The organism is Rhizobium sp. NZLR10 (assembly GCF_019685125.1).
Classification (GTDB): domain Bacteria; phylum Pseudomonadota; class Alphaproteobacteria; order Rhizobiales; family Rhizobiaceae; genus Rhizobium.
The window spans coordinates 343,865-365,876 of record NZ_JABDWE010000003.1; the positions used below are offsets into that span (position 1 = coordinate 343,865).

At 59.5% G+C, this 22,012-nt stretch carries 20 protein-coding genes and 1 pseudogene; 6 read left to right on the forward strand and 15 right to left on the reverse strand.

What is annotated here, in order from left to right:
- Nucleotides 1-11: 11 nt before the first annotated feature.
- Nucleotides 12-1,703 carry a GMC family oxidoreductase gene (locus HJB82_RS07305; protein WP_221139764.1) on the reverse strand — a complete coding sequence of 564 codons (1,692 nt, stop codon included), beginning with the start codon at nucleotides 1,701-1,703 and terminating at the stop codon, nucleotides 12-14.
- 155 nt (nucleotides 1,704-1,858) lie between these two features.
- Between HJB82_RS07305 and HJB82_RS07310 the strand changes: the two genes are divergently transcribed.
- Nucleotides 1,859-2,794 carry a LysR family transcriptional regulator gene (locus HJB82_RS07310; protein ID WP_207580964.1) on the forward strand — a complete coding sequence of 312 codons (936 nt, stop codon included), beginning with the start codon at nucleotides 1,859-1,861 and terminating at the stop codon, nucleotides 2,792-2,794.
- Nucleotides 2,795-3,127: 333 nt separating this feature from the next.
- On the opposite strand, the gene HJB82_RS07320 is transcribed toward HJB82_RS07310, so the two are convergent.
- The 12 genes from HJB82_RS07320 to HJB82_RS07375 form a co-directional block, all read right to left on the reverse strand.
- Nucleotides 3,128-3,553: a pyridoxamine 5'-phosphate oxidase family protein gene (locus tag HJB82_RS07320; protein ID WP_221133145.1), complete on the reverse strand. Its 426-nt coding sequence runs from the start codon at nucleotides 3,551-3,553 to the stop codon at nucleotides 3,128-3,130.
- Nucleotides 3,554-3,728: 175 nt separating this feature from the next.
- Nucleotides 3,729-4,067: a slr1659 superfamily regulator gene (locus tag HJB82_RS07325; RefSeq protein WP_207580962.1), complete on the reverse strand. Its 339-nt coding sequence runs from the start codon at nucleotides 4,065-4,067 to the stop codon at nucleotides 3,729-3,731.
- A 7-nt stretch (nucleotides 4,068-4,074) separates the two neighbouring features.
- Nucleotides 4,075-4,635, reverse strand: a complete 561-nt coding sequence (locus HJB82_RS07330) for a slr1658 superfamily regulator (RefSeq protein ID WP_221139765.1) — start codon at nucleotides 4,633-4,635, stop codon at nucleotides 4,075-4,077.
- Between the two features lie 3 nt (nucleotides 4,636-4,638).
- Nucleotides 4,639-7,002, reverse strand: coding sequence for a SpoIIE family protein phosphatase (locus HJB82_RS07335; RefSeq protein WP_221139766.1), 2,364 nt, complete (start codon nucleotides 7,000-7,002; stop codon nucleotides 4,639-4,641).
- Nucleotides 6,999-8,171, reverse strand: a complete 1,173-nt coding sequence (locus HJB82_RS07340; RefSeq protein WP_221133144.1) for a methyltransferase domain-containing protein — start codon at nucleotides 8,169-8,171, stop codon at nucleotides 6,999-7,001. The genes HJB82_RS07335 and HJB82_RS07340 overlap by 4 nt, the downstream gene beginning before the upstream one ends.
- Nucleotides 8,168-8,674, reverse strand: coding sequence for a hypothetical protein (locus tag HJB82_RS07345; RefSeq protein WP_207584336.1), 507 nt, complete (start codon nucleotides 8,672-8,674; stop codon nucleotides 8,168-8,170). Before HJB82_RS07345 ends, HJB82_RS07340 begins: the two co-directional genes overlap by 4 nt.
- A gap of 77 nt (nucleotides 8,675-8,751) precedes the next feature.
- Nucleotides 8,752-10,404 (reverse strand): bifunctional diguanylate cyclase/phosphodiesterase, encoded by a 1,653-nt coding sequence (locus HJB82_RS07350; RefSeq protein WP_207580958.1) that lies wholly within the window; start codon nucleotides 10,402-10,404, stop codon nucleotides 8,752-8,754.
- A gap of 145 nt (nucleotides 10,405-10,549) precedes the next feature.
- On the reverse strand, nucleotides 10,550-11,434 hold the full coding sequence (locus tag HJB82_RS07355) for a sugar phosphate isomerase/epimerase (protein ID WP_259669714.1): 885 nt from the start codon (nucleotides 11,432-11,434) through the stop codon (nucleotides 10,550-10,552).
- Nucleotides 11,434-12,639 (reverse strand): NAD(P)/FAD-dependent oxidoreductase, encoded by a 1,206-nt coding sequence (locus HJB82_RS07360; protein ID WP_207580956.1) that lies wholly within the window; start codon nucleotides 12,637-12,639, stop codon nucleotides 11,434-11,436. The genes HJB82_RS07355 and HJB82_RS07360 overlap by 1 nt, the downstream gene beginning before the upstream one ends.
- Nucleotides 12,640-12,790: 151 nt before the next feature.
- Complete coding sequence (locus tag HJB82_RS07365; protein WP_207580955.1) at nucleotides 12,791-13,102, reverse strand: MocE family 2Fe-2S type ferredoxin; 312 nt, start codon at nucleotides 13,100-13,102, stop codon at nucleotides 12,791-12,793.
- Nucleotides 13,099-14,133, reverse strand: a complete 1,035-nt coding sequence (locus HJB82_RS07370; RefSeq protein WP_207580954.1) for a sterol desaturase family protein — start codon at nucleotides 14,131-14,133, stop codon at nucleotides 13,099-13,101. Before HJB82_RS07370 ends, HJB82_RS07365 begins: the two co-directional genes overlap by 4 nt.
- A 111-nt stretch (nucleotides 14,134-14,244) precedes the next feature.
- A complete protein-coding gene (locus HJB82_RS07375) occupies nucleotides 14,245-15,246 on the reverse strand; it encodes a LacI family DNA-binding transcriptional regulator (RefSeq protein WP_207580953.1) in 1,002 nt (333 codons plus the stop codon).
- 223 nt (nucleotides 15,247-15,469) lie between these two features.
- Between HJB82_RS07375 and HJB82_RS07380 the strand changes: the two genes are divergently transcribed.
- The 3 genes from HJB82_RS07380 (at nucleotide 15,470) to HJB82_RS07390 (ending at nucleotide 17,186) form a co-directional block, all read left to right on the forward strand.
- Complete coding sequence (locus HJB82_RS07380) at nucleotides 15,470-16,162, forward strand: type 1 glutamine amidotransferase domain-containing protein (RefSeq protein WP_207580952.1); 693 nt, start codon at nucleotides 15,470-15,472, stop codon at nucleotides 16,160-16,162.
- 50 nt (nucleotides 16,163-16,212) lie between these two features.
- Nucleotides 16,213-16,626, forward strand: a complete 414-nt coding sequence (locus tag HJB82_RS07385) for a GFA family protein (RefSeq protein WP_221116752.1) — start codon at nucleotides 16,213-16,215, stop codon at nucleotides 16,624-16,626.
- 116 nt (nucleotides 16,627-16,742) lie between these two features.
- Complete coding sequence (locus tag HJB82_RS07390; RefSeq protein WP_207580951.1) at nucleotides 16,743-17,186, forward strand: SRPBCC family protein; 444 nt, start codon at nucleotides 16,743-16,745, stop codon at nucleotides 17,184-17,186.
- A gap of 99 nt (nucleotides 17,187-17,285) precedes the next feature.
- Here HJB82_RS07390 and HJB82_RS07395 read toward each other — a convergent pair whose 3' ends face one another.
- On the reverse strand, nucleotides 17,286-18,176 hold the full coding sequence (locus HJB82_RS07395) for an SDR family oxidoreductase (RefSeq protein WP_221116753.1): 891 nt from the start codon (nucleotides 18,174-18,176) through the stop codon (nucleotides 17,286-17,288).
- A 91-nt stretch (nucleotides 18,177-18,267) separates the two neighbouring features.
- On the opposite strand from HJB82_RS07395, the gene HJB82_RS07400 reads away from it, so the two are divergent.
- Together HJB82_RS07400 and HJB82_RS07405 are read left to right on the forward strand one after the other, a co-directional pair.
- Entirely contained in the window at nucleotides 18,268-19,092 is an 825-nt protein-coding gene (locus HJB82_RS07400) for a helix-turn-helix transcriptional regulator (RefSeq protein ID WP_207584335.1), read from the forward strand.
- Nucleotides 19,093-19,342: 250 nt separating this feature from the next.
- Nucleotides 19,343-20,859 (forward strand): annotated as a pseudogene (locus HJB82_RS07405) (Ig-like domain-containing protein).
- A 75-nt stretch (nucleotides 20,860-20,934) separates the two neighbouring features.
- Here HJB82_RS07405 and ftsZ read toward each other — a convergent pair.
- Nucleotides 20,935-21,957, reverse strand: coding sequence for a cell division protein FtsZ (gene ftsZ / locus HJB82_RS07410; protein WP_207580948.1), 1,023 nt, complete (start codon nucleotides 21,955-21,957; stop codon nucleotides 20,935-20,937).
- Nucleotides 21,958-22,012 lie beyond the last annotated feature (55 nt).

The window sequence follows — 22,012 nt, forward strand, 5'->3', positions numbered from 1 at the left end:
TGCTCTTGTTCTTAGGCGCGCTTTTGCGCGTCGCTGATGATCCAGCCGGCTGCCTTCTCGGCGATCATCATCGTCGGGGCGCTGGTATTTCCGCTGGTGATGGTCGGCATCACGCTGGCATCGACGACCCTGAGGCCATCGATACCCCGGACGCGCAGCCGGCTGTCGACCACGGCCATATTATCGTCATCGCGGCCCATTCTCGCGGTCCCGACGGGATGAAAGATGGTGTTGGCAATGTCGCCGGCCAGCTTTGCCAGATCGCCATCGCTCTGGAATTCGACCCCCGGCTTCCACTCGACAGGCTGGTATCTCGCAAGCGCCGGCTGGCTGACGATCGACCTGATCTGGCGGATACTGTCTGCGGCGATCCTGCGGTCCTCATCCGTGCTCAGATAGTTCGGCGCGATCGCAGCCGCTTCACCACGGCGATTGGAACGGACCTGAACACTGCCGCGACTTGAAGGATTGAGATTGCAGACACTTGCCGTGAACGCCGGAACCGCATGCAAGGGTTCGCCGAAGGCGTCGAGGCTGAGCGGCTGAACGTGATATTCGAGATTGGCATGCCCTCGGCCGGGGTCGGAGCGCGTGAAAGCCCCGAGTTGTGAGGGCGACATGCTCATTGGTCCGCTGCGCTTGATGGCATATTCCAGACCGATCCTGGCCTTGCCGATCAGGCTGTTTGCCAGCGTGTTCAGCGTCTTTACGTCACTGACCTTGAACACGGCGCGGATTTGCAGGTGGTCCTGCAGGTTCTGGCCGACGCCGGGGAGATCGTGTTTGACTTCGATGTCTGCCGCCTTCAGCACTTCCGCCGGACCGATGCCTGACAACTGCATGATCTGCGGCGTGCCGATAGCCCCGGCCGAGAGGATGACTTCGCGCTCGGCCCGAACGGACATGCGTTGGTTCCGGCGATAGAGAGATAGGCCGACGCAACGTTTGCGCCCATCGGGAGCCGTCTCGACGATCAGCTTGTCGACTTCGGCTTCTGTCCAGATCGACAGGTTGCGGCGATTGCGGATCGGGCGAAGAAAAGCCTTCGACGTATTCCAGCGCCATCCGGATTTCTGGTTGACCTCGAAATAGCCGACGCCTTCATTGTCGCCGCTGTTGAAGTCGGACGAACGTGGGATGCCAGCCTGCACCGCTGCGTCGGCGAAGGATTCGAGGATGTCCCATCTGAGACGTTGCTTCTCGATCCGCCATTCGCCACCATGGCCATGCATGTCGGAAAATCGGCTATTGTCACCCGTGACAGGATCAGCACCTCCATCGAGGCGGTAATGGTCCTCGTGCGCCTTGAAATCCGGCAGCGATTTTTCCCAGGACCATTCGCTGTCACCCGTTTGAGCGGCCCAACTATCATAATCGCGCGACTGGCCGCGCATGTAGATCATGCCGTTGATCGACGAGCAGCCCCCGAGCGTTTTGCCGCGCGGATAACGCAGGGAACGCCCGTTGAGGCCGGCTTCCGGTTCAGTCTTGTAGAGCCAATCGGTGCGCGGATTGCCGATGCAATAGAGATAGCCGACGGGGATGTGAATCCAGGGGTAGTTGTCCTTCTTCCCTGCCTCGATGAGCAGCACGCGCTTGGAAAGGTCGCGGCTCAGCCGGTTGGCCAGCAGGCACCCGGCCGAGCCAGCGCCGACGATGATGTAATCGTAGATGTGTGCATCTGTCGGGGAGCCGGTGGTCATCACGCCGGCGTCCCCGCAGAGCCGAATGGAACGGCGCTCCGATTATAAGCTGGATCAAATTCCTTGGACATGATCATCCTCCTGGCAGCATATAAACGTTGTCCAAAGGCACAATCCAATGATAAATGCGACAATCAATTATAAGAGAATTTTATATGGCGGATCATCTGGACCTGAAGCTGCTGCGCGCATTCGTCACTGTTGCCCGGGAAGGCAACGTCACCCGCGCCGCAGAGCTTCTGCATCTCACACAGCCGGCGATTAGCCTCCAGTTGAAGCGCCTTGCAGACGATGTCGGGCTGACGTTATTCCGGCGAACGGCGAGCGGGCTCGAACTGACTCGCGATGGCGCGTTGCTCGCCACCAAAGGGGAGCAGGTTATCGCCTCGGTCATGGAGTTCAGCCAGACCGCCAGGCACCTCACGGCGCAACTTCGCGGCAAGCTCAGGATCGGCACGATCATCGATCCGGAATTTACCCGTCTTGGTGCATTCCTGCAGGCATTGGTCGAAAGCGGCCCGGGAATTGAAACCGAGCTTCGCCAGGGAATGAGTGGAGAAGTGGCGATCGGTTTGAAACGCAACGAGCTGGATGTCGGGTTTTTCCTTGGTGATCTCGATGACTACGGATCAAGCACCCAGGTCCAGGATGCGGCGTCTGACGCGCAGTTCTTCATCCGTCCAATTTCGCATCTGACCTATCGTGTCGTGGCACCGCCGGCCTTTGCCAGCCTCGTCGCAGGGAAGGACTGGAAGGAGCTTGCCGAACTGCCGTGGATCGGCACGCCGCCGGCATCGGTTCACCACCGATTGTTGGCCAAGAAGCTCGGCAGCCTCAACCTCAAGCAGAATGTCGTCGCGCTAGTTGACCAGGAGACTTCGATGCTGGCCATGGTGCGAACGGGCCTGGGTCTCAGCTTGTGCCGCGAATCCATCGCCCTCGATGAGCGACAGACCAACGGCCTGGTCATTGCCGACAGGGTCGAGCTGCAGACCACTTTGGGCTTCGCATGCCTGCTCCCGCGTCGTTCCGACCCGAACGTCGCGCTCGCATTCGATATGATGGATCGCCTCTGGCGGAGTGACCTGTAGCTGCCGTTGGAGAGAGCCCTAAGTTCGCAATTGGCGCAAACCCGCCGCCTCCTGGGAGTGGCAACCTTCGAAATAACAAAGCATGTGGTCAAGGTGCGAGCACGACAGCGCCTATGCTACTCCCAATGAGCGGAGGATTGGGCGTGGATGCCACCTCTTCCTCCCTCGGCTCAATTCACGCCAAGCGCAAATCGAGAAGCGGATGCAGCTTTTTGAGATTCGGGCCGGACATTCGGCTGGCCTATTATTGGGCACACGCGTCGCAAACTGGTGATCACCCGCACGGGACTTGCGCCGATTGCGGAGCAAGGGGTGAAGAGGATCGGTCAGCCTTCAGAAGTGAACCTCGATAACCTCTGGAGGTTCTTTAGTGAAATCCGAATATCGTATCCAACGAGGGTTGACCCTAAATATCACAGCACCCTTCTCGACAAATTCTCTCTCAACTGGAACGCTTTTAAGATGCGCTTCCTGGTATCTCTCAATATCGGAAGCGGAAACCTTCATGGCATCGCCCTCATACTGAACCGAAATATTGTCGTCCCAGCCGACGACGAGTGCGACGCTGCTCTGCTCCGAAATATTTGCAAATTTGCGAGTGTGTTCAAAGGTATCGAACACGATTTCAAGGTTGTCCCGAACGGAAAAGTCGATGGCCGCAGCTTCAGGCGTGCCATTTCGATGAGATGTCGCGATCACAGCCAACGAGTGCTTCCTCAGGAATTCGAGAATCATTCGTTTGGATTGAATGTCGTCCATCGCTTCATCCTCGTGGATGGCTGGGAGAGTTACCGGCAGGATGCGAATACGCGCTCCCCTCCCAACGCAGCGGGACACAGCAATGGAGGGTGTCAAGGTCAGCGTCAACCATGCGGCGATCTGGAAGGTGCCGGCTAAACACCGTTTACGGTGATTAGCCTTCGCCGAAGGAGGATCATGCCAATCGCAAATCGAGAAGCGGATGCAGCTTTTTGAGATTCGGCAGGGATTTCGCTTGCCAAGGATATTGGTGGGTGCCTTTGACGACGAGCAGCAGGTCGCCCATCTTTCTAGCTTCAATGGTCAACTTGGCCAGGAGATTTATGCCGGAGGAATTGAGGAACTCGAGACCGGTCAGGTTGAAAGTCACCTGTTTGTGCCCCTCGTGGAGCAGGCCTGTTATCAATGAGTAGATGGGCGCATAGGCGTCCGGTCCTGCCAGCCGAAATACCCCATCGAAATACACTTCGTTTTGTTCCGCCCATACGCGGAAGTTTTCGTCGCTGATTTCCATTCTTCGCTCACGGATTGGAGGAGGGCGGCATCGCCACGGCTGCAGTCGTCGTCAGTATGATACGCTCACCTTCACTCTCTTCGAATGCCCATGCCATTTCTGCGTCGTAATCGCTCAGAAGTGTGAGTAACCCCAAGCCGGAACCGCTTGCTGTTGATATGGCGTTGGTTTCGATTTGCTCAAGAAGAAGTTCTCCGGGGTCCCTCGATTGGAGGCGATGCAATAGCTGCTGAAAGCGAGAGGATGTCACGCCATCGATCGTGTTCTGCACCCTTATCAAAAATGATCCGTCGAATATGCCGGCTTCAATAAGGATCTCACCAGGCTGTCGAAACTTCACGGCGTTTTCGATCAGTTCGTTGCTGAGGTATCCGATGTCGTGATGCGCCTGCACATAGCCCTTCTTCGAGCCCGAATACCGCAGAGCCATAACCTCCGCTATGAAGTCCGACGTCATTCCGGAGTGTTTCCATCCAAGCTGAAGGGGGCCATCCGTTAAGGTCAGGCGAGTGCCCGAATCCAGACTTATGCCGGCCAAGGATTCGCTGCCGTATACCGTTGGCCTCATGTCTCACCTATGCCGCACTGCGAGTAGCGTGATGTCGTCGTAAATCTTCTGCGATCCGATAAAGAGCATGAGTGTCGCGACAATTTCAGAAACGACTTTCTCAGCGCTCAGATCCTTCAAGCGAACTGCTTCGCGGCACAGGCGTTCGATGCCAAACAGTTCTCCGGCGTCATTTTCGGCTTCTGTGACGCCGTCCGTATGCAGGAGAATGAGATCGCCTTTTTCGAACGCGATTTCACGGGTTTTGATGAAGGCAGAGATATCGGCTTCGAGCCCGATCGGTATGCCCAGATCCATGGTGTCGATGCGCTCAACCTCGCCGTTCGCCCGAACGACGACAACTTCCTCGTGTTGTCCCGATAGGATCATCTCTTTTCCGTCGTAGTCAAGAAACGCCAGAGTGAGGTGCTTGTCGATTTTCGTCCTGACGATATTTTTAAACAGGGCGCTGTTCAGATTCGTGAGAAATTTCACTGCATCGGTGTTTCCGGCTTCCTGCAGGGCCCGGGCGACGGACTGAACCATCAACATCAATACGCCGCTTTCCAGCCCGTGTCCGGTAACGTCGCCGATGCCGATCTTCAACCGACCTCCGTTCTTCAATACGTCGTAATAATCGCCGCCGACTTCTTCCGCCGGCCTCATATAGGCTGCAATCTCGAGCGCCTGAAACTCCTCGAGCTCCTGATCCAGCGGAAGCACCATGAGCTGAATCCGCTCGGCGACGGCGAGTTCCGTGCCAAGACGTCTGTTTTCTCTCTGGAGCTGTGCGTTCAACGTCGAAATCTCTTCCTTTGCGTCTTCGATTTGCGCGGTTCGCTCTTCGACGAGCTGCTCGAGATTTTCGGTGTGATAGCTGATCTCTTCGGCCATCCGATTGAATGCTTCGCCGGCTTCGCCGACCTCATCCTTGCTTGTTATTGCGACCCTGACGGAATAGTCCTTCGCCTGAATCCGCTTGGCGGCACCGGCAAGCGCGCTGATTCCGCCGGTTATTCGTTTCGAGGCCGCAAATACCGCGATCGTCACGATCAGCAGTGACATCAGGATTGCCAGAATTTGGTAGAGCACGATCCGGTTTGTCGCGTCGGAAATTTTGGCCTGGGCGGCATAGAGCGAGGCATCGATTTCCCGCTCGGGCACAACCACGCCAAGCAGCATCGCTTCTTGCCGAACCGGGCCGCTGACCCAGAGATTGGTCGCAGGCAGTTTCTTGACGATAACGATATAGGGCACCTCGTTGCCGTCCTGCTGCAACAGCAAATGCTGGATGCCCTGTTCGCGGTCAAGCGCCAGTTTGGCGATCGCAGGCTGGGCGCTGCCCTTCAGCGAGCGCTCCAGGCCGGTCACCCCGGTTCCGCTCGCATCGCTGGCGGACCGCAGACCGAGAGTTTTTTCGCCCGTGCTGTTGATCGCGACGACATTGCCGTCGGACATGGCGAGAAAGCCAAAGCCGGATTGGGCCACTTTGACATTTTCAACCGTCTGCGCCAGCTGGTCGAGTGTGATGTCGGCGCCGGCCGTCCCGGCGACATCCTTCCTGTCGGCTGTCCAGAGTGGATGAAAGAAACTGACGATCAGCTTTCCGGTGATGGCGTCCGTATAGGGCGCGGTCTGGGTGATGTCGGCCGCGACCGGCCGCGTCTTCATATCCTTGGCCCAGCCCTGCCAGGACTCGTAAAGGCCGGGAAAAAAGAAGTCCCAGAAATTCGCCTCGTTGTGACCCGGATAGAGCCGGTCGAAGGTCTGAGCCTGGTCGGTATAGGGCGCTGTTCTGAAAATCGGTCGTTCTTTCGATCCGATGTAATACATCTGCAGTTTCGAAGCACCGTGCTGCAGCAAGCTCGGCGCTACAAGATCCAGAACCGCGCTCGCCTGGATATCGGTCTCAACGTCGGGTCTCGGCTTCTGGTCTTGTCCAAGCAAGTAGCCCCAGACGCTGACGACGGAGACTGAGCCCGGCGCGTTTTGAGACCACTTCCCCGTCTGATCGTAAGAGAGGCTGACGCTGCCGGGAGATGTGCGCGCGATTGCCGCGCCGACGTCCGAATTGCGCGCGGGATCGTCGATCTGCGCCTGGAGCACACCTGCGAGCGTGCTGACGTCGCTATGAACCTGGCGCAGCAGCAAACTCACCTGTGCTGCAGTCGAATCGGCATATGTGCGGATATATTCCTGGCTTGCAGCTTCAAGACCCTGGCCGACCTCGAGCGTTGCGTCACGCGATAGCCTCTGAACGTTCCAAAGCGCCAGTCCACCGCTGACCAGCAGGTCAAAGAGCACAGCCCCACCGACAACCAGGATGAACTTTGCTCGAAACGAGCCCAGTCTTATCGGTCCTTTCGACAATGATTTGCCGTCCATCATAACGGCTTTCGGCCGGAAGCCGCCCAAATCGGCCAGCCTGCATAACCCTTGGGGTGAAGGGCAGCAAAGACGTGATCTTTGAATCCTTGCCGGAACCTGCGAATGAAATCCAACGAGTCGCCCCGTCGAACCGCCATCTCACCGGCGTAGACATTTTCCCAGGCTTCGATGATGTCTGCGAAGTCCTGCGGATCCCCGTCAAGATTCGTGACCATGAAGTTATCGACCTTGATGGTGTCGAAGCCGGCGTCGGCGAGAAGATGACGGCTTTTCGGCCCCATCTCGACATCCATATCGAAGTGCCTGAACAGTTTGGCGACTTCTTCGTAAGTCCATTTTATCGTTTCCGCATGGGGCTCGCCCAGACAATGCGAATTTTTTTCGTTGGTGATGTAGACGCGGCCGCCGGGCTTGCAGATACGGTAAAGCTCCCGCAGCAGCATCTCGGGACGGTTGAAAATCTGGAGCGAATGTCGGCAGGTCACAAAGTCGAATTGATTATCGCGAAGGAGCATTTGGGACGCGTCACCATAGGTGTACTCTATCCCCTGCAGATCGAAGTCGGCAGCGACCCTGCGTGCATATTCGAGGCTTCGTACGGAATGATCCAGCGCGACAAGGCGTGCCGGTTTGAATTCCCGTTGAACCAAGGCGGCGAAATCGCCAATTCCGCAACAGATATCCGCGATGACAAGGCCGCTGCGCAGACCGTGGCGAGGCAGGAGTTCGCGCTCGTGCCTCCATGTCATTTTCGTCTGGGTGCGGAGAATGGGAATGAAAGTCTCATCCTCGACAAAGCTCTGGCCTGGATAAAATGACGAATCGTAGACTTCAACCGACAGGTTTGGTTGTGATGCCGCCAACGTCTGGAACAACGAAGTCGACCAGGCCACCACGCTGGACGTGATGATGACAATCTTCCGTTCCGGCTTGGTCCGGCAGCTTGCGGTCAGTATATCGGACAGAGCGACGAAGGCCGTCATGTTGATGTGCGTCAGACGTTTGACATTCAGGTAAACGACGCCGCTGTATTTTTCCAAACTTTGCCGCACCAGCTTGAGGGCATCGGCAATCTCGGTTGCACTTTCGGGCCGCATCTTGCCAGACAGCAACAGCTCCTGATTTGTCGGATCGAAACGGACGGTGAAGGGGTGAGCAAGCAGGTTCATTGAAAGTCCTCGGCCGAAGGGAAATCCGCGATGATCTGGATCCCGTGGGCGCCATCTTTCTCAATTCGGATAGCGGCGCGGAATAGGGTTGCCAAATCTCTAAGCAAAATCGTCCCATCGGACTTCATGACCAAGTCGGCCCCGGCGCCTGGGAGAGACTGGCGTTCGCCTGATCTCGCACCCGCCTGCTCACGGCCAGATGCTTCCTCGCAGGCAAACGCAATTCTCAGCCGATTGAACGTCGCGCCCCGATAGAGACGGAAACTTATCCTTCCCGGCTCACCTGTCGAACGGAAAGCAAGTTCAATGAGCTCGTTGGCCGCGACGGAAAGAAAATTCGAATATCGAGCGGGATCGCTGTGACCTTGGCCGAGAATGTCTGAGAGATATTCGGTAATCCTGTCGCAAAACTGCCACTTGGATTTGAACATCGCAACGTTCAGTTCCAGCGATACCATCGGCGCCAATGCCGGGTCATCGAAACCTGATGCTTCCTCTTCCAATACAGCCTCCATCAGCTTGCCTGGAGCCTCGGGTTGATGCATGCCCTCTCAAAACACGGCGAAAAATCGGTTTCCTGCTATGGCAGCGCGTGGCTTACGGATGTTTCCATGCGGGTGATGAACTCACTGATCGCCTCGACCGGAAGCGGCCTGCTCACCAGATAGCCTTGAAGCCTGTCGCAGCCCACACTGTCCAACCATTCCGCCTGACCTGGGGTCTCGACCCCTTCGGCCGTCACCTGCATGTCGAGACCATGTGCGAGGTTCACGATGCAGCGGACGATCGTCTGGCTTTTCGGATCGCTTTCCAGATCGGTGATAAAGTACTTGTCGATTTTGATGGTGTCGAAAGGGAATGTCTTCAGATAGCTCAAGGAGGAATATTCTGTCCCGAAATCATCCAGCGAGATCCGTATCCCCAGCACGTTGAGAGTGTTCAGCGTGTCGATATTGTTGACGGTCCGCTCAAGCAGGACGCTTTCAGTTATCTCAAGTTCCAGACGCTCGGGCGGGAATCCGACCAGGTCGAGCGTCTGGGATATCCGGTCGGTGAGGCCGCTGGTCAGGAATTCAGCTGCGGACACATTGACGGCGACGACGTAGTTCTCTGGCCAGTTCATCGCCTCGCGGCATGCCTGCTCCAAAACCCATGCACCTATATCAGGCATCATTCCATCAGCCTCGGCCATCGGAATAAATGCCGCAGGTGGAATTTTTCCAAGCAGTGGATGGTGCCATCTCAGCAATGCTTCGAAGCCGACAACGCAGCCGCCCTCGGCGATGGGTTGATATTCGACAAAGAATTGCTGTTGGATCAAGGCCATGCGCAGGCTGCGGCGCAGCAGTTCGCGTTGTTCCAGCGACTCAAGCATTGAGGCATCAAACGCGGCTGCTCGACCGCGCCCCTCTTTTTTTGCGGCATAGAGTGCAAGGTCGGACGCCTTCATAAGCTGCTCTGGATTTGTCCCGTCCGGCGGAGCTGTGGATATGCCGATGCTGGTGCCGACAAAGACCGCGATGCCATCTATCGTGAAGGGTTTCTTGAATGCGGCAACCAAGACTTCTGCTAGCCGGTGCGCTTTGGCCGGCTGTCCCGAGCCCATGGAAATGACGGTGAATTCGTCACCAGCCAGTCGATAGGCTCTGTCATCACCGGTCAGGCAGTCTTGAATACGCCTTGCAGCAAATTGGAGAAGCTTGTCGCCCGCCGGATGCCCAAGCGTGTCGTTCACGGGCTTGAAATCGTCAAGGTCGAGCTGCATCAGGGATAGTGTCTCGTTCGAGCCTGCGGTCTCCCGCAGCAATTCGGTGAGGTCCTCACTGAATTGGCGTCGGTTCGGCAGTCCCGTAAGCGGATCGTGGGTCGCCAGATGCAAAAGGGTTGCGCGCTCGTCGTCGGCGAGTTCCTCCGACCGGACCACGGCAAACAGATCGCCGATCCGATAGATCGTCAGCCCGTGCGACCCAGACCTGCCAAGATCGCCCGATACCCGCAAAGGCTTGCCGCTGTCATCCAATGAGCGGAAAGCAAGCGTAATCGCCGATTTGTCCAGCTCTGGAAAATGCTCCCAAAGTGACGCTGCCGGCTTGACAGAAGCAGGCAGCTCATTGCCCAGCAAATTCTCGATGGGATTGAAATCGCGGTCAAAGAACAAAAGCCGGTCGATTGAACTCGAAGCTTCTGGCTGTGTTTGTCCGAGGGCCGGGCTGGCCGCACGAATTTTCCGCATCTCCAAGCCTCTCCCAGCGAATGTCCTTAACCAGATATCGTAGCAAATTAACTGTCTCACAACTTGTGCACGTCAAGATTTACATTAGGCATATCTGATTCACAATCCCAAACCTTCGCCAACACGCTTACCGTGTGAGTTCACACTACACTGATCCAGCAGGTGGATTTCCATGATTGGAAGGCCGATGTATGGGGGACCAGGCAGTGGCAGCCCACAGCCCACGCACCATCTGCCGAAGCGCCAGGGCCTCCGCCCATCGGTCCGTCTGGTCGTTGCCGCTTCTGCCCGTGATCGCATAGGGTTTGGGGCCCAACTCACAGATAAAGACCAGCTCGGCGTCATCGGCGGCGCGTGATCGCCAGTTACGAAAACCGTACTCCCACCACTCGAGGAAGAGATCGACCCAGGGCCGGTGATGCGGGAAGGAGATTTCGATCTGCACCTGCTCGCTCGAGGCGACCCGGCCGTGAAATGCATGGGCATTCTGCAGGATGCGTCGGATGAGAGCGTGGTTCTCCTCGTCGACCGGAAAGGCGAATTCGCGGCTGACCAGGAAATGCGACAGGTCGGCCAGCAGCGGCAGTTCGGGTCGCTGATCCAGCAAATCCAGCGTAAAGAACAGGTCCGCGGTCATCCTGTCGCGATGGGTTTCGATGAACACGGGAATGCCGGCATCTTCAGCGAGCCGCATCCAGCCATCGAGAAGCGGCAGGCAGGCATCGATGCGGCGCGGGCGGATATCGGGTTGCAGGTTGATGTGACTGACCGGAAACTCCGCGGCCAGTTCCAGCGGCAGACGTAGATCCTCGACACTGCGAGGAAAGCAAACGCCCTCGATCTTTAAGCCGGTGCCCCGGATGGACTCGTTCAGGCGCACGACATCCCGGCGGTTGGTGTAATGTGCGCTGATGCCGTCGAAGCCCGCCTCGGAGATCATCGCGATGTTGTCGTCGAGTGTGCGCTCGAACCCATCGGTGTGCCGGCGCTCCATGGCCCAGAGCGACTGGAAGATCAGCAGCCTCTGCATCACGCCGCCCGTGCGCTTTTCAGAAGCGCTTTGAGGTTCACACCGGGGTCGGCCAGTTCCGGGAGGCTGGGGCTGATAGCTGCGGCAATCAACATCTCGGCGAGCTTGATGTCCCTGGCCAGGCCATTGCCGATGCCAAGGCCGGCGGCTGCCACTAGGCGGCCAGCGTCCAGATAGAATTCGAGCTCGCCATCCGCAGCCGAACGCAGGACGGTCTGATGGGTGGGCTGCGGCATCCCCACCACCTGGAGGCCAAGATCGTATTGGTCGGACCAGAACCAGGGGAGGGCGCTAAAGGTCTCGGTGACTCCGGCCATGTTTCGCGCCGCGGTTTCGGCCTGCGTCCTGGCGTTCCGCCAGCTTTCATAGCGAAAATGTCCGCCGCCGGGTTGGGCCACGGCCGCGCAATCGCCGGCCGCGAAAACGTTCGGCGCGCTGGTGCGAAGACAGGTATCCGTCAGGATCCCGTTGCCTGTGGCCAGTCCCGCTGCTTCCGCCAAAGCGATGTCCGGCAGGACGCCGATGGCGCCGACGACAAGATCGGCGTGCACTAGGCTGCCATCGGTCAGGGTGACGCCGTCGTCGCTGATCGCCGCCACGCTCCGGTCGAGGTGAAAGCGCACACCTTCGGCAGCATGTCTGGCGTGCAGCTTTTCGGCAAAACGTGTGGGGACGGCGCGGCCCAAAGGTCTCGGTGCGGCTTCGATCACGCTGACCGCGACGTCCTTTCTGCGAAGGACCGATGCGAGTTCCATCCCGATCAGACCGGCGCCGATGATCGCCACGTTGCCGCCCGGCGCTACACGAGAGAAGATCGCTTCGGCGTCGGCGTGGGTGCGGAAGTCGAGCGCACGCGCTGCACCTTGACATGTGAGCCGTCTCGGCCGCGCGCCGGTGGCCAGAAGCAGCTTTTCGTAACGCAGTTCCCGCCCGTCGCTCAAGCGCACCGTTCCGGCGCCGGTATCGAGCGTCGAAGCCGACAAGCCCTTGAGATAGGTTATGCCGGCCGCTTCCAGTGCGTCTGCCGCGCAGATCAGCTTCATCTGCACCGCACCGTTGCCGGTCTTCGACAAAGGCGGCCGTTCATAGGGCAGGTGCGGCTCGGCTCCGATCAGCGTGACGGATCCGCAATAGCCTGCTTCGCGCAGGGCAAAGGCCGCCCGGGTGCCGGATTCGCCCGCACCGATGATGACGATACCGTCCATGTTTTCTCCATAGAAAGAGCGGCTGCGCTCGTGAGGAGACGCCGGCCGCACAGGATTAGCCGCATCAGATTTTGATTCATGCGACACGCTTTAGGCCTTGGTTTCATGCATGTCTTTATCCCGGAACCACTGCGCACTTCCGGGCGACATGCTAGCCGAGGGCGACACGAACCTCTCCGTCGATCACCTCTGCCGGATAGGTTTTCAGGTTCTCGCAGGCCGGAAGCCTGATGGCCTCGCCGGTGCGATAGTCGAAGGCGCCGGAATGTTTTGGACATTCCACCTCGAAATCCATGACCAATCCTTCGGCGAGATGGATCGCCTCGTGGGTGCAGAGGCCGGCGGTGCAGTAGACGCTGTCATCCGGACCACGGTAGATCGCGTAGGTGCGCCCGCCATGGTCGAAGCGGATGGCCCCTTCCTGTTCGATCTCGTCGAGCTTGCCAGCTGAAACCCAGTTCATTCGGCGGCTCCCCCGACTTCCAGGCGGGCCTTGCGGGCTGCGAGTTTTTCCTTGCGCCTGCGGTAGCGTTCCTGCATCTGCGCCTCGCCTTCGGGCGAACCGTCGTGCCAGGTGCCGAACCACTTATCGAGCGGGATCAGCGCGTCGCCGTAGTTCACCTCGAAATATTTGTGATGGAGGTAATGCGCATAGGCGTGGCTATCGACCAGCCTCTCCTTGCCGATCTCGACCTTGTCGAAGCCGACATGGCCGGGAATGGCCCCGAAGCCCGCATAATGCAGCTGGTAGAGCATGATGATCGGGTTGGAGGGCAGGAACAGATGGTAGAACGCCGTTCCGAAATAGAGCAGGTGCTCGATCGGATGCATCGACAGCGACGACCAGGGCGAAGGGTTCACCGAATTGTGGTGGACCGAGTGCACCCATTTGTAGAGGAAGGGCGTGTGGATCAGCCGGTGTATGCAGAAAAAGTGGAACTCGTGAATGATCGGCACCACGAGCGCCACGAGTGCCAGCGTCCATGGATTTTCCGCAAAACTCAGCCACGGCGCATAGCCATTGGCGTAGGCCCAGAGCATGCCGACCTCGACGGCGGTCCAGATAGTCACGCCTGACAGGAAGGTGCGCAGAATATTGTCGAGGTTCTGGCGTTCGAACCAGAAGGCGTTGTTCCTGTGGTCGGCCGGGAACTTGCCATTGTACTTGAAGCGGTTTTCCTGCCGCTTCAACACGTAGAGATGCAGTTCGAAGGCACCGTAGAACAGGAAGACCGCGATGGCGTTCACCGCATAGAGCCAGGCGGTCCAGCCGAGGCTCAGCGATTTCATCGTGTCGACCGGGGGAATGATCCAGGCCCAGTAGGCGAGCGCAGAAACCGCAAAAATCAGGTTCCAGGGAAGGAAATAATGCGGCAGCCATTTCAGGACCACCATCAGCCGCGGCGGAAAGACGAAAAGCGGCGCGTTCTCCACATGCTGGTCCGGCGCCCAGTCGCCGCGCTTGTTGCGCTTGCCGAATTTCAGATCATCCATTGGCATCTCCTTAGGGCACGCCGGATGTTTCCGCGTCGCCCACATATCTGTGCTGACTGGAAAATAGCAGGGGCGCTGGTGAATGCCGAAGCCTTCCTTGATCTGATTAGATCAAAGCCCTTCCTTGGTGATGGTGATGAAACGGATCGGTGCCTGGTCCGGTTTGATATCGGTCAAGCCTATCCTATTCAGAACGAGATCGAGCGCGCGCCGCGCCTGCGCCTCCGGCGCCTGATCCAGCACCACATCCATGATGCCGTCCTGCAGCGCCGCTCGGGTGTAATCGGTCAATTCGTGCCCGACGAAGAACACGTCGCGGCCGCGCGGATGCCGGCGAAGCACTTCGATCAGGGCGGCGTTGGCGCCGCCGGCATTGTACAGTCCGGCAAGGCCGGGATACGTTTCCAGCGCCGACCACAGGAGATCGGCGCTGAGACGCTCCTCATCGCCGCCAAATCCCAGCCATTCGAAGCTGGAGGCGCCGGGATAATCACGAAAGTAATTGGAAAAGCCGCGGATCCGATCGCGATGCACTTGATAGATGGGGTGGCAGATTGCAACGACAGGTCCGGCCCGCGGAGCCATTCGGCTGATATAGAGTGCGGCCGTCCGGCCGGCAGCGTTATTGTCGATGCCGATGAATTCTCCGACGTGCTCGGACGCGCGGGTGACGACCTGGACGATCGGCAGGCCCTGCGCATTTACCTTTTCCACCGCAGCACCGATCACCGGGCTGCTCGGCACGGCAAGGATCAGCCCGGCCCGTGAAAGGTCGGTGGACAGGATGCGTCGCGCAATTCCCTCGGCGTTCATCTCGTCGGTGAAGCTGCGATGCACGACGACCAAAGGGTCGAGGGTGGCGGCAATTCTCTCGAAAGCAAGGGAAAGGCGCCGGTAGAAGCTGGTCTCCGGACGAACCATCAGCACTTCGATCCTAAGCAGGCCGCGATGGGTCTCGGGAAGCTTGCGCGGGTAATCCAGGCGACGTGCGGCGGATATGACCTTCTCGACAAGTTCGGGACGAACACCCCCACGCCCGTTCAGCACCCGCTCGACCGTTGCGGTTCCCACGCCGGCATGGCGGGCGATGTCCCGATAATTCGGCTTGCTCACATTCCAGGTCCCTTGCGCGCCCTCGTTGATCTCTGCGCGTCAGATCTTCTCTTCTTACATCTTCGCTTCAATTCTCACAGATGGTATTTGGAGGCTCTGACTTGTGTCGCAGGGGCGACCGATCTATGATTTCTCCAGTTCAACATGAGATTGCAGGCCGTATTTCACCGTAAACCGGACGCGGAAGGTTTTGTCCTCCGGCCGGACCGAAGGAGTTGGGCAAATGAAAATTCTCATGGTTCTCACATCGCATGATCAACTGGGAAACACCGGCAGGAAAACGGGCTTCTGGCTCGAGGAACTCGCTGCCCCATACTTCGTCTTCCGTGACGCCGGGGCCGAGATCACACTCGCTTCGCCGAAAGGGGGCCAGCCTCCGCTCGATCCGAAGAGCAACGAGCCGGCGTTTCAGACGGAAGATACGCGGCGATTTGAACGAGACCCGGCCGCGACGGCTGCGCTCGCCAACACTTTGATGCTGTCTGACATCGACCAGGCGGATTATGACACCGTGTTTTTCCCCGGCGGCCACGGCCCGCTCTGGGACCTGACGAACGACCGCAATGCGCACTCGCTAATCGAGGAGACGCTTGCAGCGGGAAAGCCGCTGGCGCTCGTCTGCCATGCGCCGGGGATATTGACCAATGTCAAGGCGCCGGACGGCGGACCGATCGCGAAGGGGCGGATAGTTACCGGCTTCACCAATTCCGAGGAGGCGGCCGTGCACCTCGTCGAGATCGTGCCTTATCTGCTCGAAGACGTGCTGAAAGAGCAGGGGGCGAAGTTTTCGGCGATGGAGGACTGGGCCGTGCATGTCGTCCAGGACGGGCTGCTGATTACCGGACAGAACCCAGCCTCGTCGAAACAGGCGGCCCGCCTTCTGCTCGATGCGCTCGGTAAGCACGCGGCAGCCTGACGCCCGCAGGCGGCCTTGAGCATTTCAACACCAGACGAAAGGTGCCTGGCATGAGCCGGAAATATACGGGGAAATGCGCCTGCGGCGCGGTGCAGTTCGCCTTCGATACCGATCCGACTTTCGTCGCCGACTGCCATTGCCTGGATTGCAAGAAGGCCTCGGGCGGCGAAGCCGCCACCTTTTTTGCCGTGCCGCAGGACGATTTCACCCTGACCGCCGGCAGCCCGAAGGCGTTTCACTATATCGCCGATTCCGGCAAGGGTCTCGATCGCAATTTCTGCCCGGATTGCGGCGCGAGGTTGTTCAGTAGCAATCTAGAGAGTTTCCCCGGCCTCGTCTTCGTCACCCTCGGCAGCCTGGATCGGCCCGAGCTGATACAGCCGGGGGTCGAGATGTTTACCAAACGGCGGCTTGCCTGGGCAACACCGCTCCACCTTCCACAGTTCGAAGGCATGCCGGGCTGAAGGGAGATTCGACTTCTATCGATCTTTCTTGAAGAAAAGATCAATCCCGTGTCGGATCGGCCAGATCTTATCCGTCCTTAGCTCGTCCATTCCGTCCATCTAAAAGGATCACGAACATGCCGAACACTATACGCCTGCATCGCGTTCTGGCGACCACCCCGGAGAAGATTTATCGCGCATTCATCGAAGCGGACGCGCTTGCCAAGTGGCTTCCGCCGAACGGCTTCCTCTGCACCGTACATCATCTGGAGCCGAGCGTCGGCGGCACGTTCAGAATGTCTTTCCGCAACTTCACGACCGGCAACAGCCATGCTTTCGGCGGCGAATTCCGCGAGCTCGTCCCAGGCCAACGCGTTCGCTACACCGACAAGTTCGACGACCCCAACCTGCCAGGCGAAATGGAGGTCACCGTGACGCTGAAGAAGGTGTCGGTTGGTACCGAGGTGGATATTACCCAGGCAGGCGTGCCCGACGTCATCCCGCCTGAGGCTTGCTATCTCGGCTGGCAGGAGTCGCTGAAAAACCTCGCGAGGGTGGTTGAACCCGATATCCAGGAATAGCTTGGTTCAGGCAGCCTGTCGGGAGCGGATCGCACAGGCTGGCGCCGACACACAAGAGCGCCTCACTCTGAGGCGCTCCGTTCGACGCCGCGGCGGACCTTACCCGCCGAAATAGGCCGGATGGTCGATATCGGCGATAAGGCCGGGCTGGGTCGGGTGCCAGTCCAACAGCGCGCGGGTATGTTCGCTGGACGTGGGCACGTCGAAGCCGGCGAACATCGCAAACCAGCCGAAATGTTCTGCCGCCTCTTCCCGCGACAGCGAGACGGCGGGCACGTCGAGCCGCCGGCTGATGACCTCGGCGATCTGCCTGAATGGCACACCCTCCTCAGCAACGGCCAGGAAGGGTCCGCCCACGGCGCCGCGCTCCAGCGCCAGGCGATAGAGGCGGGCGGCATCGAGCCTGTGCACCGCCGGCCAGCGGTTCTGGCCTTCGCCGATATAGGCCGAAACACCCGTTCGCCGGGCGAAATCGATCAGGATCGGCACGAAGCCGTGGTCGCCATGGCCGTGCACCGAAGGCGGAAGCCGGACGGTCGAGGCGCGCACGCCGCGCGCGACAAGCGATACCGCGGTGATTTCGGAGGCGCGGGGATAGGTCTCGGTGGTCGGCATGGGCGGGTCCTTTTCGGTGCCGACGCGGCCGGGCGCATGGCCGAGGCCTGCGGTGACCAGCAGCGGGCGGCTGGAGCCCTGGAGGGCTTCGCCGAGCGCCTCGATGGCGCGCCGGTCGAGGGCGCAGTTTGCGGCGAATTTCGAGAAATCATGGTTGAAGCCGGTGTGGATCACGCCGTCGGCCTCGGCCGCGCCGCGCTTCAGGCTTTCCAGATCCTCGAGCGTGCCGCGATGGACCTCGGCGCCCGCGGCCGACAATTCCTCAGCCCCCTTTTCTGAGCGGGTGAGGCCAAGCACCTGATGGCCGCCAGCGATCAATTCGCTGACGACGGCCGAGCCGACCCAGCCTGTGGCTCCGGTGACGAATACGCGCATGTCGATATCTCCGTTTTCGATGGAGACAGATATCGGGCAAGGCCCTATCATGGTAAAGTAGTGATCTTATCATGGTATAATGGCTAACAGCATGAGCGAATTCGTCACCTTCGAAAACCGGCTGGGCGCCTATCTCAAGGGCCGCCGCGCCAAGCTCGACCCCGCAGCCCTCGGCTTTGCCGGCGAACGCCGCCGCACGCCGGGCCTGCGCCGCGAGGAGGTGGCAAACCGAGCCAATATCAGCCCCACCTGGTACACCTGGCTGGAGCAAGGGCGCGGCGGGGCGCCGTCCGCCGATGTGCTCGACCGGATCTCGCGGGCGCTGATGCTGACCGATGTCGAGCGCGAGCATCTGTTCCTCATCGGCCTCGGCCGACCGCCCGAGGTGCGTTACCGCAGGCAAGCGGGCGTCACGCCCAGGCTGCAGGGCGTGCTCGATGCGCTGGACCCGAGCCCGGCGCTGATCCGCAACGCCATCTGGGACGTGATCGCCTGGAACCGGGCGGCAACCGTGCTGCTCACTGATTACGGCGCGCTGCCGCCCGAGGAGCGCAACGTGCTGCGCTTCATCTTCCTCGATCCACGCGTGCGCGCCGCCCAGTACGACTGGGAAAGCGTCGCCCGCTTCGTCGTCGCCGCCTTCCGCGTGGACGCGGCCCGCGCGGGTGCAGCGGCCGAGGTCGAGCCGCTGGTCGACGAACTCTGCCGCAAGAGCCCGGAATTCCTGGCGATGTGGCGCGACAATGACGTGCGCACCCATGGCGAGGGCGCCAAACACATCAAGCACCCGGTGCTTGGGCTGCTCTCTTTCGAGTATTCGGCCTTCCAGGTGGACGGGCGGCCGGATCTCAGCATGGTGGTTTATAACCCGGCGACGGCAGCGGATGCGGAGAAGATTAGGGCGGTGGTGGGGTGAGGATTCTAGTCGGGGTCTAAGTGCGGAACTGATACGACGCGCACCCGCCTCGTCCTTCGAGGCTCCAGCCTTCGGCTTCCACGCTTCAGGATGAGGCGCTCTTGAGCGTTGGCGCTCGGCAACCTCTTGCGGCATGACAAAATTGCAAAAAGCTAAAATGCCACTTTTACTAGAAAATAATTTGACCTTCCCCTGCAATGGCTGTTTCCTCCCAATCGACCAAGGCGAATGGATCTTGAAGGAGATATCCATGACAGTGTTTGCAAAACCCGTGGCGGTCGATGACTCGCACACCGTCTACGAGAGCGACGTTATTTCAGGCAATCTGCTGGACAACGATATATCAGCGGCCAACGGCAATATGTTTCTCAACTTCTTCGACGGCGAAAGGGTTCTCGCCAAGAAGGATGGGCAGGTCACCGATATCGGGGGCGAGCACGGGACGTTCCACGTCAAGGCTGACGGCTCATACACCTATACACTAAACGAGGCCGCCAAAGCGGGCTTCCTTAACGGAATGACGCTGAGAGAGACGATCGGCTACAAGATTTCCGACGCCGCCGGCAATACGGATGTCGGACATTTCACGCTAGACATTCACGGGGTGACCAGTGCGCCGGTCGCGGTCGACGATGCCTTTACCTTCCGCGAAAGCGGCGCGATGGCGGGCAACGTGCTTGCCAACGACATTGCCGGGGAGGCGGGTCATATCTTTCTGCGCTCAGTCGAGGGCATCAGCGTAAGCGCCACGCGGAGCACCGACGTCGCCGGTGAATTCGGCACCTTCCATTTTTCGGCGGACGGAGGCTTCACCTACGATCTCGATCCCGCCGTGAAGGCGGGTCTCAACGATGGCGAGCATGTCACGGAGACGCTTCAATATTACAAGGTCTCCGACGGCGCCGGTCACGCGGATGCCGGCGTGATCTCGCTGACCGTCGACGGCGTGACGGACGGCAAGTCGTTGAACACCAATCATGTTGAGTCCCAGGCGGAGGTGGTGCGCCCCTTCCTGGACCATTACGAACTCCAGGGGGTCGCGGTCGATCCGCAAACGGGCAAGTTTTACGTCAGCTCCGGCCATGGTTTCCCGGATGATTCCATGGTGAGCATTTACGACAACGCCTCGGCCTTTGAAGCAGACAATGCCAGCGGCGCCATCTCTCTTGGCGAATATGACCTTGGCGAATATGACATCGGCGGAACCTATTTTTCGGTCCGCGGCGGCGAGATCATCGGAAGAACCAACGAGGTCAAAGGCGAAGGCCCTTTCCCCGATCAGACCTATCTCGCAAAGTGGGACGCCGCAGACGGATCGCTCGATCAGCAGGGCGACCCGATTCCCGGCCTTATCGGCGAGAATGGGGCGGGTACGTTCGACTGGGGTGGATTCACGGCCGTCAATACGATGCAGGATTCGACCGGCATCTATGTCGTCGGCCGCATCGATGATGCGACCTGGCAGGTCTCCAAAATCGATCCCGACACGCTGAACCCGATCGAATCCAAGACTTTCGCCGCCGGCGGGCTGGGATACGGCTTTGCCGTCGACGGCACGTTCTTCTTCGGCGATTCCTTCGGAAGCGAGCATATCGGCACGGCATTCGATTTCGAAACCGGGGTCAAGACAACAATCGATGTCAACATCGCCATATCGGGAGATGACTCCACCACCAACGTGGTCTATGACGCGGCGGCGGACTCACCAACACTGAGACCGACGAAATCTCCGTGGTGCACAACATCTCGGACATATTGTTTGTCTGACGGCCTTAACCGCGTGACGTCGCCCCGTCCGTTCGTTGTACTGGGCGACGTTTAGCCATGATATCAGCGGCGGCGCTATTGCAGCGTGCGCGTCTGGATCTGCTCTACGACTGGTTGAGAAGCGGAGGCGGGCATGGCACTGCCTTCCAGGCCGGTTGCCACGACCGAGACGCGGAACCTGCCGTCAAGGCTGCGGTCGAAGATGGCGCCGACGACAATGTCTGCGTCTTCCTGCACCTCGTCGCGAATGCGGCTTGCCGCTTCGTCGACTTCGAACAGTGTCATATCCGAACCACCGGAGATCGAGATCAGCACGCCCCTGGCGCCCTTCATCGAGATATCGTCGAGAAGCGGGTTGGCAATTGCCGCTTCCGCCGCCTTCATCGCGCGGCTTTCACCGGAGGCTTCGCCAGTGCCCATCATGGCGCGGCCCATGCCGCGCATGACCGATTTCACATCGGCGAAATCAAGGTTGATCAGGCCTTCCTTGACGATGAGATCGGTGATGCAGCCAACGCCGGCATAGAGCACGCGGTCGGCCGTCATGAAGGCATCGGCAAAAGTGGTTTTCGCATCGGCGATGCGGAAGAGGTTCTGGTTGGGGATGACGATGACTGTATCGGCTGCCTGGCGAAGCGCCTCGATGCCGATCTCCGCCATTCGCATGCGGCGGTTGCCTTCGAAGGTAAAGGGTTTGGTGACGACGCCGACTGTCAGGATGCCGGCCGCACGTGCGGCGCGGGCGATGACGGGTGCCGCGCCCGTGCCCGTTCCGCCGCCCATGCCGGCGGTGACGAAACACATGTGCGACCCGGCCAGGTGATCCATGATCTCATCGATCGATTCCTCAGCCGCCGCATGGCCGACCTCCGGCAGGGAACCGGCGCCGAGACCCTCGGTCACATTGGCGCCGAGCTGGATGCGGCGCGTCGCCTTGGAGGTGGCGAGGACCTGCGCGTCGGTATTTGCGGCGACGAATTCGACGCCTGCCAGGTTTTCCGCGATCATATTGTTGATCGCATTACCACCACCACCACCGACGCCGATCACAGTAATGTGCGGCCGCAGTCCCGAAATGCCGCCCTTGGCGTCCGTCATCGCGCTCTCCTTTGATGCTTCGTTCACGCCACGCCCTCGTCGCGGATAGCGAATC